Origin of the sequence: Kineosporia babensis, assembly GCF_021129305.1 — a bacterium.
In the GTDB taxonomy this organism is placed as follows: Bacteria; Actinomycetota; Actinomycetes; order Actinomycetales; family Kineosporiaceae; genus Kineosporia; species Kineosporia babensis.
In genome coordinates, this window is sequence record NZ_JAJOMB010000015.1 from 170,439 (window position 1) to 184,396 (window position 13,958).

Genomic DNA, 13,958 nt, shown 5'->3' on the forward strand with positions numbered 1-13,958 from the left:
GGACTTCGTCGGGTGGTGCAGACCCGCGCGGTCAGGCGCGCGGGGTGGTGCGGTGCGCGCTGTGGGGAGCGTGCGGGGTGGTGCGGTGCGCGCTGTGAGGGGCGCGCGGGGTGGTGCTGTGCACGCCGTGAGGGGCGCGCGGGGTGGTGCTGTGCACGCTGTGGGAAGCGTGCGGGGAGCGGTGCGCTGCGCGCTGTGGGGAGCGTGCGGGGTAGTGCGGTGCACGCTGTGGGGAGCGTGCGAGGTGACCCGGGTGAAAGCCAGGTCAGGCGTAGTAAAAGCCAGGTCAGGCGTAGTACCAGACCGTCGGTGCCGCCGCCGAGCCCGGACGCAGGTCCACATGCTGCACGTTGCCGTCGCCGCGGTTGATCCCCACCCCCGTGTAGATGTCCAGCGCCTTGACCCGGCGCAGCGACACGGTGTGCGGAATGTCCAGCGCATCGCCCTTCAGGTGCCGTGAGGAGGAAGCCCCGCCCACGTTCCGGTTGTGCCCGGTGCACCGGCACCACGACACCGGCGTCAGCCCGCGCGGGAAGTACGCGGTCCGCAGCGCCTCGGCCGCGATCACCGACTGCCGCGTGGGCCAGATCCGCCGGCAGTCGGTGAAGTTGCCACCGCACTTGCACCGCGTCTCCACGAACGAGAAGTGCGGCGACATCGTGCTCAGGCCGTCCTTGTCCCGCTCGTAGGCCAGGTCGATCGCCGCGCTGGCCTTCGGGCCCAGGATGCTGTTGGCCACCGTGCCGTCCATCAGCGAGGGGCCGAGCTTGAACCAGCCGGTCTTGAACGCGCGGATCGCCTGCTCCCGCTCGCCGGTGCTGCGGATCCGGAAGCCGATCGCGCGCAGCCGCTTGGTCACCTCGTTCACGCTCAGCGACGCCGCATTGACCGAGCTGCTTGCCACGGTGGCGACGTTGCGGGCCGCGGTGGCCTCGCGCACGGTCGACAGCGGCAGGTAGTCGTCGTCCTCGCCCCGGAAGGCGCCCTTGTAGATCGGAGCGTCCTCCGGCAGGCCTCGTTCCAGGTCCAGCGGGTCACCGGAGACGTCGGAACGCGGCGAAAAGGGATTTCTGTCGTTGTCGTCCGGGCTCTCCTCGCCGATGGGGCCGTCGTCGAGGCCGATCTGGGATGTGTCGTCGGTCAGGGTCGTGGCTTCTTCGGGGGTCACGCCGTACATCCAACGAGACGGTGGTTGCGGGTGCAACGTATGCAACGCGTTTGTTAGCCGTGAAAGCACTGTGAGTATTTCGAATCACTCTGTGTCAGCGCGGTATCCCGCAATTCGTGTGAAACGCCTCACCGCGGCACCGACAAGATCGTCAGCCCGTCGTTGTCGGACGCACACATCGACGGCCCCCGCCGACCGATGCTGTAGTTGGCCCAGCAAGACACCCCCAGCAAGACACGTCAACACCGAAGAAGGACCGAGCCTTGGACCTCATCACCCGTCGCACGCTGTTCACCGCGGTGACGGCGAGTGCCGCAGCTGTGCTGACCGGGTGTGCGCAGGCTCCCTCTTCCTCCCGCGGCCAGGGCGCGGCCTTCACCGCCGCGGCCGACCTGGCCGAGCCGGGCACCACGATCCCCGAGATCAATCTGAAGGCGTCATTCCCGCCCTGGGGCGACGAACTGCTCGGCGTGGCCGGGATCGACATCGGCTACTACAAGGCCGTCGGCATCACCATCACCCCCGAGCCCTACGGCGCCCAGCAGGACCTCCTGAGTAACCTGACGCCCCTGGTCAACGGCCAGGTCGAGCTCGGCGGAGGCTACGTACCCACGATCGCCAACCAGATCGACACCGTGAAGAACGTGGTCGGCTTCGCGGTGAGCGACGTGTCCTACGTCTACCGGATCGTCGCGCCGAAGGGTAAGTACCGCACCGTCGCCCAGGAGATGGCCGCGGGCAACGACTTCAAGACCGCCCTGACCGCGGTGATGGCCCAGCTCAAGGGCCAGAAGCTGATCTGCGTGGACGGTGGCAGCCCACTGTTCCGCAACACCGTGGCCGAGGCCGCCGGGCTGGACCTGGACCAGGACGTGAAGGTCGAGTTCCTGGCCAACCCCGACATCGTCAAGGCCGGGTTCGCCGGCCAGGCCGACTTCCTGTCCCCGTCCTCGGCCGGGTTCGTGGTGCAGTTGCAGCAGAACGGCTGGGAGCCCCTGGTCGACCTGCGCCAGGTGATCGACAACCTGCCCTCGCAAGACACCGTGCCGCTGCGTTTCACCTACTCCGGCCTGGTCACCACCACCGAGTACGCAGAGCAGAACTTCGAGACGCTTCTGCGCTTCACCAGCGTGATCTACCGGCTGATCGACGACCTGCAGACCGATCCGGAGGAGACCGCAGGCCGGTTCGTGGAGTACCTGAACTCGTACACCGGCACCGAGATCACCGCCAAGGAGCTGGCCGGCACGTTCGACAACATCTATTCGCTGCGCAATTTCGACGAAGCCGGCGACTTCTACACCGACAGCGACGACCCGTTCTTCTTCGACACCGTAGCCACCGCAAACCTGGAAGTGCTTTCCCGCCAGGGCGTCATCAAGGAAGGCCACACCCCGGACGAGTTGAGTATCGCCGGGAAGGTCTACGAGGCGCTGGTGCGGTACAAGAAGGAGGCCGACAAGGCGCTGGCCGCCGCGCCGGACGGTGAGCTGAAGAAGCAGGCTCAGGAACAGTATGACGCGCGCAACTACCTGGACGCCTACCGTTTCGCGGCGGCGGCCAACCAGTAAAGCGGCAATCGGCAAACAAAGGACGTTGTGAGCCAGTCAGTCACGGAAGTCGCCCGGGCGGGCCGTTGGGGCGCCATCGGTGTGCTCGTCTTCTGGTGTGCCTGGGAGGCAGTCGCGTTCTTCACCGGGAAGGACGCAGTCCTTCCCGGCCCCCGCGTCGTCCTCTGGGAGTTCCAGCACGGCTTTTTCGGTGACAGGGGGCTGGAGTACCTCGGCATCCGGCATTCCGACTACCCCGTCAATCTGGCCTGGACGCTAGGCACAGCTGCCGTCGCGTGGCTGATCGGTAGCGCGCTGGGCATCGTGGCCGGTCTAAAAGCAGCCCGGCGGCAGTGGCTTCGCGACGTGACTGAGCCCGTCCTGTTCGTCTTCGGTGCCGTGCCTGTTCTGGTTGCCGCGCCGCTCTTCTTGGTCTGGTTCGGCGCTGGCCCGCTGAGCAAGCTTCTGCTGGTCGCCTTCTACTGCTTCGTCGTGGTCGGTGTGGTGGCCCAGTCGGCCGCGCTCAACATCCCGCCCACCGCAGAGGAATACGCCGCCACCCTCGGTCTGGACAGCAAGGCCCGCTTTCGCGCGGTGGTACTGCCCGCAGCCTTCCCGCCCATTGTGGCCGTCCTGCGGCTGGCCCTGGCCACAGGTATCAGTCTGGAAGTGAGCGCCGAGTTGCTGGGCTCAAGGGTGGGAATCGGCCGGCTGATCGCGGTGCGAGCTCAGCAGGGAAATGTGGCCGCAGTACTGGCGCTCGCGATTACCGTCGGCCTGGTGGCGCTGGTCCTCGATCTTGTCATCCGGGCAGCAACAAGACCCGCCCTGAGGTGGCAAGGGTGAACGCCTTCGAGATCCGCGGCCTGACCGTGCAGTACCAGCCAGGCATCACCCCGCTGAAGAACCTCGACCTGGACGTGCCCAATGGCCAGTTCCTCTGCGTGCTGGGACCTTCCGGCCAGGGCAAGAGCACCCTGCTGCGCTGCCTGGCCGGTCTGCTCGTACCCACCGAAGGCGTGATCAGAGCCCAGGGCAAACCCGTCGAAGGCCCGGACGCGAGCCGGGGAATGGTGTTTCAACAGGATGCCATCCCCGGCTGGCTCAGGGTCCGGGACAACGTCGCGCTCGGCTCGCGCAGCACCGACGAGCAAGTAGCGCACTTCATCAGGGCAGTAGGCCTCGAAGGGCGAGAAAAGGACTGGCCGCGCCAGCTTTCCGGAGGCATGCGCAAGCGCGTCGCGATTGCTGCAGTGTTCGCCAACGACCCCGACATCCTGCTGATGGACGAGCCGTTCTCCTCGCTCGACCACCTCACCCGCACCGGCCTGCACGAAACCGTGCTCCAGCTCTGGGAAGAGACCGGCAAAACCATCGTTTTCGTCACCCACGACGTGGACGAGGCGATCACCCTGGCCGACCGGATCGTGATCGTGGGCCGCGGGGGAGTACGGGCCGACGTCCCGGTCACCTTCCCCCGGCCCCGGGGCGAGAACCTGCGGATGGACGTGGACGCGAACCTTCTGCGCGCAGCTCTCCTTGAAAGCCTCAAGTGATTGAGGACGTCGGCACGCGCCGGTTCGGTGTCGCCTTGCGGACCCGGCCCCGCAACCGGGCCCTGCTCGCCGGCGTCCTGGCGGGACTCGTCCTCTGGCAGTTGCTCTCGCTCTTGGTCGGCGCCACCACCAGCCAGGGCCAGAACGTCGTTCCCCCGCTGCAACAGGTCCTCACCACCGGCATCACCGGGCTGAGCCACTTCTACAAGGGCGGGTGGGGCCCCGAGACCACTCTCCAAGGCGCCGAGGACTCCGTCCCTCTGGCCGCCCTCGCCGTCCTGCAGAACAGCCTGGCCACCCTGGTCCGCGCCTGGGCCGGATACCTCCTGGCGGTCGCCCTGGGATTACCCATCGGCCTGGCCGTCGCCGCCGTAAGGCCCCTTCGCCAGGCCGTCAGCGGCATCGCCGGACTGCTGCGCATGCTCCCCGTGCTGGCCATGTCCCCGCTGTTCGCGCTCTGGTTCGGCGCCACCACCACGGCCAGCATCGCGTTCGTGACCTTCGGCGCCTTCTGGGTGGTCCTGCTGGCCACTGCCAACGCGGTGAACTCCCTGCCTGCTCCGCTCACCGAGTACCCCCGCACGCTCGGCCTTACCCCGCTGCAGATCAGCATCCGGATAGTCCTCCCCGCGATACTCCCGGCCCTGCGTGGCGCCCTGATGCTGGCCGCCGGCACTGCCTGGGCCTGCGTCCTGGCCTCGGAGCTCTACGGCATCCAGTCCGGCCTCGGCTGGGCCCTGAACCAGACCCTGCTGTACACCCTGGTCGATCAGATGGTGGTCGTGGCGGGCGTCTTCGCCGGTCTCTCGCTGGCCTCGTTGCGCCTGGTCAACTGCGTGACTGGACGGCTCACCGGATGGAGTGAGTAGGACAGTCCCGCCCGCCCGGGACCTTTGTCACTACAGCTTGTAGTAGATGCGCCGCCAGGGTGGCAGCATGGACGCCCTCGACCTGGCCAGATGGCAGTTCGGTATCACTACCGTTTACCACTTCATCTTTGTTCCGCTCACCATCGGCCTGGCCCCGATGGTCGCGATCATGCAGACTTTGTGGCTGCGCACCAACGACGAACGCTGGCTGCGCATGACCAAGTTCTTCGGCAAGCTCTTCCTGATCAACTTCGCGATCGGTGTCGTCACCGGCATCGTGCAGGAGTTCCAGTTCGGGATGAACTGGAGCGAGTACTCGCGTTTCGTCGGCGACGTCTTCGGCGCCCCGCTGGCGATGGAGGGCCTGGCCGCCTTCTTCCTGGAGTCCACCTTCATCGGGGCGTGGATCTTCGGCTGGGACCGGCTGCCGAAGAAGATCCACCTGGCCGCGATCTGGCTGGCCGCGATCGGGGTGAACCTCTCGGCCTTCTTCATCCTGGCGGCCAACTCGTTCATGCAGCACCCGGTCGGCGTGGAGCTCAACCCGGAGACCGGCCGCGCGGAACTCACCAGCATCTTCGAGCTGCTGACCAACAGCACCGTGCTGTGGGCGTTCCCGCACCAGATCACCGCGGCCTTCATGACCGCCGCCACCTTCGTCGCCGGGATCGCCGGCTGGTGGATGGTCAAGGCCAAGTACCAGGCCCGGGCCGAGCTCAAGGCCACCGAAAAGGCCGAGACGGACGGCAAGATCAAGAACGTCGAGCTCTACCGCCCGGTCTTCCGGCTGGCCTGCTCGGTGCTGCTGGTCGCCGGCATCGGCGTGGCGGTCACCGGTCACGGCCAGGCCCAGCTGATGTTCGAGCAGCAGCCGATGAAGATGGCCGCCGCCGAGGGCCTGTGCGAGACCGAAGAGGGCGCCGGGCTGAGCCTGTTCGCGATCGGCAACCCGGGCCCGGGCCACTGCGACGTCTGGACCGTCACCATCCCCGGCCTGTACTCGTTCATGGCCACCAACGACTTCGGCGCCACCGTGGAAGGCGTCAACGACCTGCAGAAGGCCTACGCCGAGGACTACGGCGACGGTCAGGACTACGTGCCGAACCTGGCCATGACCTACTGGAACTTCCGCCTGATGATCGGCTTCGGCGTGCTCGCCGCGGCGCTGGCCATCGTCGGCCTGTTCGTCACCCGCGGCGGCCGCACCCCGGGCCGCTGGTTCGGCCGGTTCGCCCTGGTCGCCATCCCCGCGCCGTTCCTGGCCAACCTGACCGGCTGGATCTTCACCGAGATGGGCCGCCAGCCGTGGATCGTCGCCCCCGCCCCGGACGGTGACCCGGCCATCCGGATGCTCACCGAACAGGGCGTCTCGATGGTCGGCCCGTGGACCGTGGGGACCTCGCTGGTGGTGTTCACCCTGCTCTACGGCGCCCTCGGGATCGTCTGGTTCGGCCTGATCCGGCGCTACGCCGCGGCCGGGGCCGCCGAGATCGAGGAACCCGCCCACACCGACGACGACGCCGATCGTCCCCTCAGCTTCGCGTACTGAAAGGCACTGACGTGGAACTCGTCACCGTCTGGTTCATCCTGATAACCGTGCTGTGGATCGGCTACCTCGTGCTCGAGGGGTTCGACTTCGGCGTCGGCATGCTCCTGCCCCTGGTCAGCCGGAACGACAAGGAACGCCGGGTCCTGATCAACACCATCGCCCCGGTCTGGGACGGCAACGAGGTCTGGCTGATCGTGGCCGGCGGCGCCACCTTCGCCGCCTTCCCGGAGTGGTACGCCACCCTGTTCTCGGGCTTCTACCTGCCGCTGCTGCTGATCCTGGCGGCCCTGATCATCCGGGGCGTGGCGTTCGAGTACCGGGGCACGATCGAGTCCGAGAAGTGGCGCCGGAACTGGGACTGGGCCATCGTGGTCGGTTCCACCGTCCCGGCCCTGCTCTGGGGCGTGGCCTTCGCCAACATCGTGGCGGGCGTGCCGATCGACGCCGACAAGCAGTTCACCGGAACGCTGTTCACCCTGCTGAACCCGTACGGCCTGCTGGGCGGTCTGACCACCCTGCTGCTGTTCGCCTTCCACGGCGCGCTCTGGCTGGGCCTGCGCACCGAGGGCGAGGTACGCACCCGTTCGATCGCGCTCGGCGCCAAGCTCGCCGTGCCGACCATCGTGGTGGCCGGTGCCTTCGCCCTGTGGACCCAGCTCGCCCACGGCAAGGGCTGGACCTGGGCGCTGGTCGTGATCGCGGCGGCCGCCCTGGTCACCGCCGGGTACGCCGCCCTCAGGCAGAACGAGGGCCTGGGCTTCGGGATGACCAGCCTGGCCACCGCCGCCGCGGTGATCCTGCTGTTCGGCTCGCTGTTCCCGAACGTGATGCCCTCCAGCACCGACGCGGCCTTCTCGCTCACTGTGGACAACGCCTCCTCCACCCACTACACGCTGGTCGTGATGACCTGGGTGGCGGCGTTCATGGTGCCGGTCGTGGTGCTCTACCAGAGCTGGACCTACTGGGTCTTCCGGCACCGGATCGGGGTCGCCAAGATCCCGCCCGGTCACGGACTGCCCTGGAACGCCGCCAAGGCCACCCCGCAGGAAGCTGCCAGCTGATGAAACCGCTCGATCCCCGGCTGCTCGAGCAGGCCCGCGCGGCCCGCCGGTACGTCGTTCTCACCACCGGCCTGGGAGTGGCCACCACGGCTCTGCTCGTGGTGCAGGCACTCCTGCTGGCCCGGATCATCGCCGACGTGGCGATGGACGGAGAGTCGTTCGCAGACGTCCAGAATCAGGTCGTCTGGCTGGGGATCGTGCTGGCCGTCCGCGCGGTGCTCACCGGCGCTCAGGAGCGCTTCGGGCACCGCGCCGCCACGGCCGTGGTTCGTCAGCTGCGGGAGCGGCTGCTCGAACACGCCACCCGCGAACTGGGCCCGGGCCGCAAACCGGCCCCACCATCGTCCGCAGGCAAGAACGGCGCCCAGATGGCTCTTCTGGCCACTCGCGGACTCGACGCCCTCGACGGCTACCTGACCCGCTACCTGCCGCAGTTGCTGCTCACCGCCACGCTGACCCCGGCCATCCTGGTGGTGATCTGGTGGGAGGACTGGATCGCCGGGCTGACCGTGCTGCTCACCCTGCCGCTGATCCCGTTCTTCATGGCGCTGATCGGGATGGCCAGCCAGGACCAGGCCGACCGCAGCCTGAACTCGCTGCAGCGCCTGGGCACCCACGTGCTCGATCTGATCGCCGGTCTGCCCACGCTGCGGGCCATCGGTACCGCCGGCGCCCAGGCCCGGATGGTCCGCTCGGCCGGTGACGCCCACCGCCGCGCCACGATGAAAACTCTGCGCACCGCCTTCCTTTCCGCACTGGCCCTGGAAATCCTGGTCACGTTGTCCGTGGCCCTGGTCGCGGTCGGGATCGGCCTGCGGCTGGTGCACGGTTCGCTTGATCTGCACACCGGTCTGGCTGTGCTGCTGCTCGCCCCCGAGGTCTACGCCCCGCTGCGCGCCGTGGGTACGCACTTCCACGCCAGTCAGGACGGGCTGGCCGCCGCCCAGCAGGCCTTCGATGTGCTGGAGCAGCCGGTCCCCGCCCGTGGTACCCGTAGTGCACCCGATCTGGCCCGGACCGAGCTGTCTTTCGAAGACGTCAGCGTGCAGCACGAGGGCGTCCCCACTGCTACTCCGGACGGACTGACCGCCACGGTCCGCCCGGGGGAGATCGTCGCTCTCACCGGCCCGAGCGGTTGTGGAAAGACCAGCGCGGTCGCTGTTCTGCTCGGGCTGCGGGAGCCGACCACCGGCGAGATCGGGCTGGCCCCGGCCGGGATGCCGGCCTTCGCCCTGGCCGATGTCGACCCGCAGAGCTGGTGGGCGCAGATCGCCTGGTGCCCGCAGCATCCCGTGCTGGTGCCCGGCACGCTGCGCGAGAACGTCACTCTGCTTCGCCCGTCCGCGACCGATGCCGAAATTGCCGAAGCGGCCAAGGTTACGGGATTTGAGGACGTGGTGCGCACCGTCCCGGGGGAGTGGCACTCCCGCGTGGGTCAGGGTGGAACCGGCCTGTCGGCCGGGCAACGGCAGCGGCTGGCCCTCACCCGGCTACTGTTGAGCGAGGCCCAGCTGATCGTGCTGGACGAGCCGACCGCGCACCTTGATGCCGGCTCCGAACAAGCTGTGCTGGCGCTGCTTGCCGAACTGCGCCGCCGGGGCCGTACCGTGGTGATGGTGGCTCACCGGCCGGCTCTGGTCGCGGCGGCGGACCGTACGATAGATCTGGCCGGGGTGCCTTCTGGTCTGAAGACCGAGGCGCCTGGTCTGGAAACTGGATCGCAGATGGGGGTTCCGGCATGAAGGCGCTGATCGTGGTGCTGCGGACCATGCGCCCGCACCCGTGGCGTCTGCTGCTCGGTGCCTTCACCGGCGCCGCAGCGGTCGGGGCGGCGATCGCCCTGCTCGGGGTCTCCGGATGGCTGATCACCCGGGCCGCCCAGCAGCCCCCGGTGCTGTTCCTGATGGTCGCCATCGTCGGGGTCCGGGCCTTCGGCATCGGCCGCGGGGTGCTGCGCTACAGCGAGCGGCTGATCTCGCACGACGTGGCCCTGCGCGGCGTGGTCCGGCTGCGCGAAACCCTTTTCGCCCGCCTGGCCACCGCCGACGACACGGTGGCGGCCGGCCTGAAGCGCGGCGACCTGCTGGCCCGCCTGGGCGCCGACGCGGACGAGCTGGGCGACGTGATCGTCCGCGGCATCCTGCCCTTCATCACCGCGGTGATCACCGGTGCGGCGTCGGTCGTGGCGCTCTGGCTGATCCTGCCCGAGGCCGGTCTGGTGCTGGCCGCGGCCACCCTGGTGGGCCTGATCGCAGTACCGGTGCTGGCCGGGACCGGTGGCCGGCGCGATGTCGTCGGCACCGCCCGCGCCCGTAGCGAGATGTCCGAGAACGTGCTCGCGCTGCTCGACAGCCTGCCCGAGCTCACCGTCGCCGGCCGCACCGGTGAGCGGATGGCGGCGATCGCGCGCAGCGACGACAAGTTGTCCCGCGGTCTGGACCGGGCGGCCAGGCCCGCTGCCTGGGCCGCGGGACTCGGTTCCGCGGTGATGTCCGCCGCGGTGCTGGGATGTCTGATGGTCGGCGTGCACGCCGTGGCGGCGGGCGAGATCCGTGAGGTCTGGCTCGCTGTGCTGGCTTTCGTGCCGCTGGCCCTCGCCGAGGTGATCGAGGCGTTGCCCGCCGCCTCGGTCAGCCTGGTCCGGGCGGCGGAGGCGGCCCGCCGGGTCGCCCCGCTGCTCGAGACCGGCGCCGACCAGCCGTACGTGCTGCAGGCCCGGCCGGTGCCGAACAGCGCCTACCTGGGCGGCAAGTCGCTGCGGCTGGTACGGGACCTGCCCGGCCTGCACCTGCGCGCCCAGAACCTGAGCGCCGGCTGGCCCGGCCGCGAACCGGCCGTGCGCGGCCTTGACCTCGACCTGACCGCCGGGCGCCGGATCGCGATCGTCGGCCCCAGCGGCCAGGGCAAGAGCACCCTGCTGCGCACCCTCGGAGGGCTGCTGCCGCCCGCCGGAGGGCGGATGATGATGGACGCCACCGACGTCGGCGACGGCATCGACCTGGTCGACGTGCACACCCGCAGCCTGCGCCGCCAGGTCCACCTGACCGCCGACGACGCCCACGTGTTCGGCACCACGGTGCGCGAGAACCTGCGCGTGGCAGCCAAGGACGCCAGCGACGAGGAGCTTCTCACCGCGCTGGAACGGGCCGGGCTCGGCACCTGGATCGCCGATCTGTCCGAGGGCGACACGAAGGGCCTGGACGTAGTGGTCGGAGACCCGGCCGGTCCGGGCCAGGGCGCCGGAACCCACCTGCTGTCAGGTGGTTTGCGCCGTCGGCTGCTGCTGGCCCGGGCTTTCGCCAGTGGCGCCCCCGTGCTGCTGGTGGACGAGCCCGCCGAGCACCTCGACCCGAGCACGGCCGACGACCTGGTGGCCGAAGTCCTGGCCGCGCCCGACCCGGGCCGCACCGCCGTGGTGGTCACTCACCGGCTCACCCCGCTGGCCCTGGCCGACGAGGTGCTGGTGATCGACGGTGGGGTGGTGGCAGCCCGCGGCACACACGACCAGCTGATCGCCGGCTATCCGCCCTACCGCAGCGCCTGGGCCGCCGAACGCTGCGAAACCCCGGTCAGCAGCTGAGGAACCGTCACTAGAAGTCGCGCAGCATGTCCCGGAGCTTGAGCTTGCGCTTCGGGATCGAGCTCGGGTCGATCAGCCGGTCGTTGGCCAGCTTGCTGGCCTGGGTCCGCGCTTCCTGAATGGTGTCGCGCAGATGGTCCAGCTTTTCCTGAAGTTCCCGGACGTCTTTCATCGTGTCCTCCTGAGCCCAACCCTGGAGCTGAAAACAGGTCTGAAACCAGGCCTCGCCGTCAGGGTGCGCCGCTCTTGTCGGCCTGTCGAGCGGGCCAGGGTTTCCGGCCGGTAGGAGTTCCCCCGGATGCAGTCACCTCGATAGAGTCCGTTTCGCGAGGTATGCGGGAAGAACCGGCGGATTTCACGGAGGATCAGCGCGCATGGAAGAGCTCCCGGACTGGGCCCCCCGCAACATCGACCTGACCACGCCCTCGGCCGCCCGCGTCTACGACTACTTCCTCGGCGGCGCCCACAACTTCGCCCCCGACCGCGAGATGGCCCGCCGGATCCTCGACCTGCACCCCTCGGCCGAGGCCAACGCCCAGGCCAACCGCGCCTTCCTGCACCGCGCCGTGCGCTACCTGCTGGACCAGGGTGTGCGCCAGTTCGTCGACCTGGGCTCGGGCATCCCCACGGTGGGCAACGTGCACGAGGTCGCCCACCGGGAGGACCCGCAGGCCAAGGTCGTCTACGTGGACATCGACCCGATAGCGGTGGCGCACAGCGAGCTGATCCTGCACGGCGTCCACAACGCCACGGTGATCAACGCCGACCTGCGCCGGCCCAAGGAGGTCCTGGCCCGCCCGGAACTGGCCGAGCTGATCGACTTCTCCGAGCCGGTCGGCTTCCTGATGGTGGCCGTGCTGCACTTCGTTCCCGAGTCCGACCATCCGGACCAGATCATCGCCGAGCTCGGCAGCGTCGCGGCCCCCGGCAGCCACCTGGTCATCTCGCACGGCTACGACGCCCGGCTGGAGGCGGCCGGCCCCGACCAGCTCAGCCGCCGCCTGGCCGGTGCGGGCCAGAAGGTGCTGGGCGAGTACCGCACCGCCGACCCGATCGTCCTGCGGACCCGTTCCCGCCTGGAAGAGCTGTTCACCGGCTGGCCGATGGTCGAGCCGGGCCTGGTCTGGGTCCCCGAATGGCACCCGGACTGGCCCGACGAGGTCGGCGTGGACCCCTCCAGCAGCTACGTCGTGGCGGGAATGGGCCGGAAGGAGTAAGCAACGCTCACAGGGCTCGCACAATCTCTTCCACCCGCTGCTTGGCGTCGCCGAACAGCATCTGGGTGTTCTCCTTGAAGAACAACGGGTTCTGCACCCCCGCGTAACCCACCGCCATCGACCGCTTGAACACGATCACGTCGGACGCCTCCCACACCCGCAGCACCGGCATGCCGGCGATCGGACTGCCTGGGTCGTCCAGCGCCGCCGGGTTCACCGTGTCGTTCGCCCCGATCACCAGCACCACCGAGGTCTGCGGGAAGTCGTCGTTGATCTCGTCCATCTCCAGCACCACGTCGTACGGCACCCGGGCGTCGGCCAGCAGCACGTTCATGTGCCCCGGCAGCCGCCCGGCCACCGGATGAATACCGAACCGCACCTGGATGTTCCGCTCGCGCAGCCGCTTGGTCAGGTCCGCCACCGGGTACTGAGCCTGCGCCACCGCCATCCCGTAACCCGGCACGATGATCACGGATGACGCTTCCTTCAGCAGCTGCACCGCGTCCTCAACCAGGATCTCACGGTGCTCGCCGTAGTCCTGCCCGTCCGAAACCTTTTGCTCCATACCGAATCCACCGGCGATCACCGAGATGAACGAGCGGTTCATCGCCTGGCACATGATGTACGACAGGTACGCGCCGGAGGAACCGACCAGCGCACCGGTGACAATCAGCAGGTTGTTGTTGAGCAGGAAACCCGAGGCGGCCGCGGCCCATCCGGAGTACGAGTTCAGCATCGACACGACCACCGGCATGTCCCCGCCGCCGATCGACGCGACCAGGTGCCAGCCCAGGATCAGGGCGATCAGGGTGCCCGCGGTCAGCAGCCCCAGGTTGGGCGATGCGGTGAAAACCAGCGTAAGGACGCCCAGCGCGCCTAGGGCGCCCAGGTTCAGTAGGTTCTTTCCCGGCAACATCAAGGGCGCCGAACGCAGACGCCCGGCCAGCTTTCCGTACGCCACGATCGACCCGGTGAAGGTCACGGCGCCGATGAAGACCCCGATGAACACCTCGGCGTGGTGGATCGTGCGCATGTCGGGTGCGACGTCCTCCTGCAAGTAGCCGTTCCAGCCCACCAGCACCGCGGCCAGGCCGACGAAACTGTGCAGCACCGCGATGAGTTCGGGCATCGCCGTCATCTCGACCTTGCGGGCCCGGGCCAGGCCGACCGCTGCCCCGCCGGCTACGGCGATCGCCATCAGCAGCAGCCCCACCAGGGCCTTGCCGTCGTCCAGATCGAGGTGGTCCACGGCCAGCGCGACCGTTGCCACCAGAGCGATCGCCATCCCGATGATCCCGGAAAGGGCACCGGAGCGTGAGGTCTCGTGCCGGGACAGGCCGGCCAGGCTGAGCACGAACAGCAGGGCGGCGACGATGTACGCGGCCTGCGCGGCGCTTTCGGCGGTCAT

At 68.8% G+C, this 13,958-nt stretch carries 13 protein-coding genes; 9 read left to right on the plus strand and 4 right to left on the minus strand.

The features are described 5' to 3' along the window. Positions 1 to 31 precede the first annotated feature (31 nt). Positions 32 to 157, minus strand: coding sequence for a hypothetical protein (locus LR394_RS42015; protein ID WP_269329737.1), 126 nt, complete (start codon positions 155 to 157; stop codon positions 32 to 34). Positions 158 to 286: 129 nt separating this feature from the next. Then, positions 287 to 1,168, minus strand: coding sequence for a D-Ala-D-Ala carboxypeptidase family metallohydrolase (locus tag LR394_RS43200; protein ID WP_231446614.1), 882 nt, complete (start codon positions 1,166 to 1,168; stop codon positions 287 to 289). Between the two features lie 263 nt (positions 1,169 to 1,431). Here LR394_RS43200 and LR394_RS25430 point away from each other — a divergent pair, with 263 nt between their 5' ends. The 8 genes from LR394_RS25430 to cydC all read left to right on the plus strand — a co-directional run bounded on the left by LR394_RS25430 (position 1,432) and on the right by cydC (position 11,333). After that, positions 1,432 to 2,739: an ABC transporter substrate-binding protein gene (locus tag LR394_RS25430; RefSeq protein ID WP_231446616.1), complete on the plus strand. Its 1,308-nt coding sequence runs from the start codon at positions 1,432 to 1,434 to the stop codon at positions 2,737 to 2,739. 27 nt (positions 2,740 to 2,766) lie between these two features. Beyond that, entirely contained in the window at positions 2,767 to 3,564 is a 798-nt protein-coding gene (locus LR394_RS25435; protein ID WP_231446618.1) for an ABC transporter permease, read from the plus strand. Next, the gene (locus LR394_RS25440; RefSeq protein WP_231446620.1) at positions 3,561 to 4,274 is read left to right on the plus strand and encodes an ABC transporter ATP-binding protein; all 714 of its coding nucleotides are present in this window, start codon (positions 3,561 to 3,563) and stop codon (positions 4,272 to 4,274) included. The genes LR394_RS25435 and LR394_RS25440 overlap by 4 nt, the downstream gene beginning before the upstream one ends. Continuing rightward, positions 4,271 to 5,143, plus strand: coding sequence for an ABC transporter permease (locus LR394_RS25445; RefSeq protein ID WP_231446623.1), 873 nt, complete (start codon positions 4,271 to 4,273; stop codon positions 5,141 to 5,143). Before LR394_RS25440 ends, LR394_RS25445 begins: the two co-directional genes overlap by 4 nt. A gap of 67 nt (positions 5,144 to 5,210) precedes the next feature. After that, positions 5,211 to 6,692: a cytochrome ubiquinol oxidase subunit I gene (locus LR394_RS25450; RefSeq protein ID WP_231446625.1), complete on the plus strand. Its 1,482-nt coding sequence runs from the start codon at positions 5,211 to 5,213 to the stop codon at positions 6,690 to 6,692. A gap of 11 nt (positions 6,693 to 6,703) precedes the next feature. Beyond that, positions 6,704 to 7,753 (plus strand): cytochrome d ubiquinol oxidase subunit II, encoded by a 1,050-nt coding sequence (cydB, locus tag LR394_RS25455; RefSeq protein WP_231446627.1) that lies wholly within the window; start codon positions 6,704 to 6,706, stop codon positions 7,751 to 7,753. Continuing rightward, a complete protein-coding gene (gene cydD, locus LR394_RS25460) occupies positions 7,753 to 9,495 on the plus strand; it encodes a thiol reductant ABC exporter subunit CydD (RefSeq protein ID WP_231446630.1) in 1,743 nt (580 codons plus the stop codon). Before cydB ends, cydD begins: the two co-directional genes overlap by 1 nt. Then, positions 9,492 to 11,333, plus strand: coding sequence for a thiol reductant ABC exporter subunit CydC (cydC, locus tag LR394_RS25465; RefSeq protein ID WP_231446632.1), 1,842 nt, complete (start codon positions 9,492 to 9,494; stop codon positions 11,331 to 11,333). Before cydD ends, cydC begins: the two co-directional genes overlap by 4 nt. 10 nt (positions 11,334 to 11,343) lie before the next feature. Here cydC and LR394_RS25470 read toward each other — a convergent pair whose 3' ends face one another. Beyond that, positions 11,344 to 11,505, minus strand: coding sequence for a hypothetical protein (locus tag LR394_RS25470; RefSeq protein WP_231446634.1), 162 nt, complete (start codon positions 11,503 to 11,505; stop codon positions 11,344 to 11,346). A gap of 202 nt (positions 11,506 to 11,707) precedes the next feature. On the opposite strand from LR394_RS25470, the gene LR394_RS25475 reads away from it, so the two are divergent. After that, on the plus strand, positions 11,708 to 12,550 hold the full coding sequence (locus LR394_RS25475) for an SAM-dependent methyltransferase (RefSeq protein ID WP_231446636.1): 843 nt from the start codon (positions 11,708 to 11,710) through the stop codon (positions 12,548 to 12,550). A 7-nt stretch (positions 12,551 to 12,557) separates the two neighbouring features. Here the strand turns inward: LR394_RS25475 and pntB are convergent, their stop codons facing one another. Further along, positions 12,558 to 13,958, minus strand: coding sequence for a Re/Si-specific NAD(P)(+) transhydrogenase subunit beta (gene pntB, locus LR394_RS25480; RefSeq protein ID WP_231446638.1), 1,401 nt, complete (start codon positions 13,956 to 13,958; stop codon positions 12,558 to 12,560).

Excerpts from the sequence above, each read along its gene's own strand:
- LR394_RS25450 (WP_231446625.1), top strand. The coding sequence starts at position 5,211 with ATGGACGCCCTCGACCTGGCCAGATGGCAGTTCGGTATCACTACCGTT.
- cydD (WP_231446630.1), top strand. The coding sequence starts at position 7,753 with ATGAAACCGCTCGATCCCCGGCTGCTCGAGCAGGCCCGCGCGGCCCGC.
- cydC (WP_231446632.1), top strand. The coding sequence starts at position 9,492 with ATGAAGGCGCTGATCGTGGTGCTGCGGACCATGCGCCCGCACCCGTGG.
- LR394_RS25470 (WP_231446634.1), bottom strand. The coding sequence starts at position 11,505 with ATGAAAGACGTCCGGGAACTTCAGGAAAAGCTGGACCATCTGCGCGAC.
- LR394_RS25475 (WP_231446636.1), top strand. The coding sequence starts at position 11,708 with ATGGAAGAGCTCCCGGACTGGGCCCCCCGCAACATCGACCTGACCACG.
- pntB (WP_231446638.1), bottom strand. The coding sequence starts at position 13,958 with ATGACCGCCGAAAGCGCCGCGCAGGCCGCGTACATCGTCGCCGCCCTG.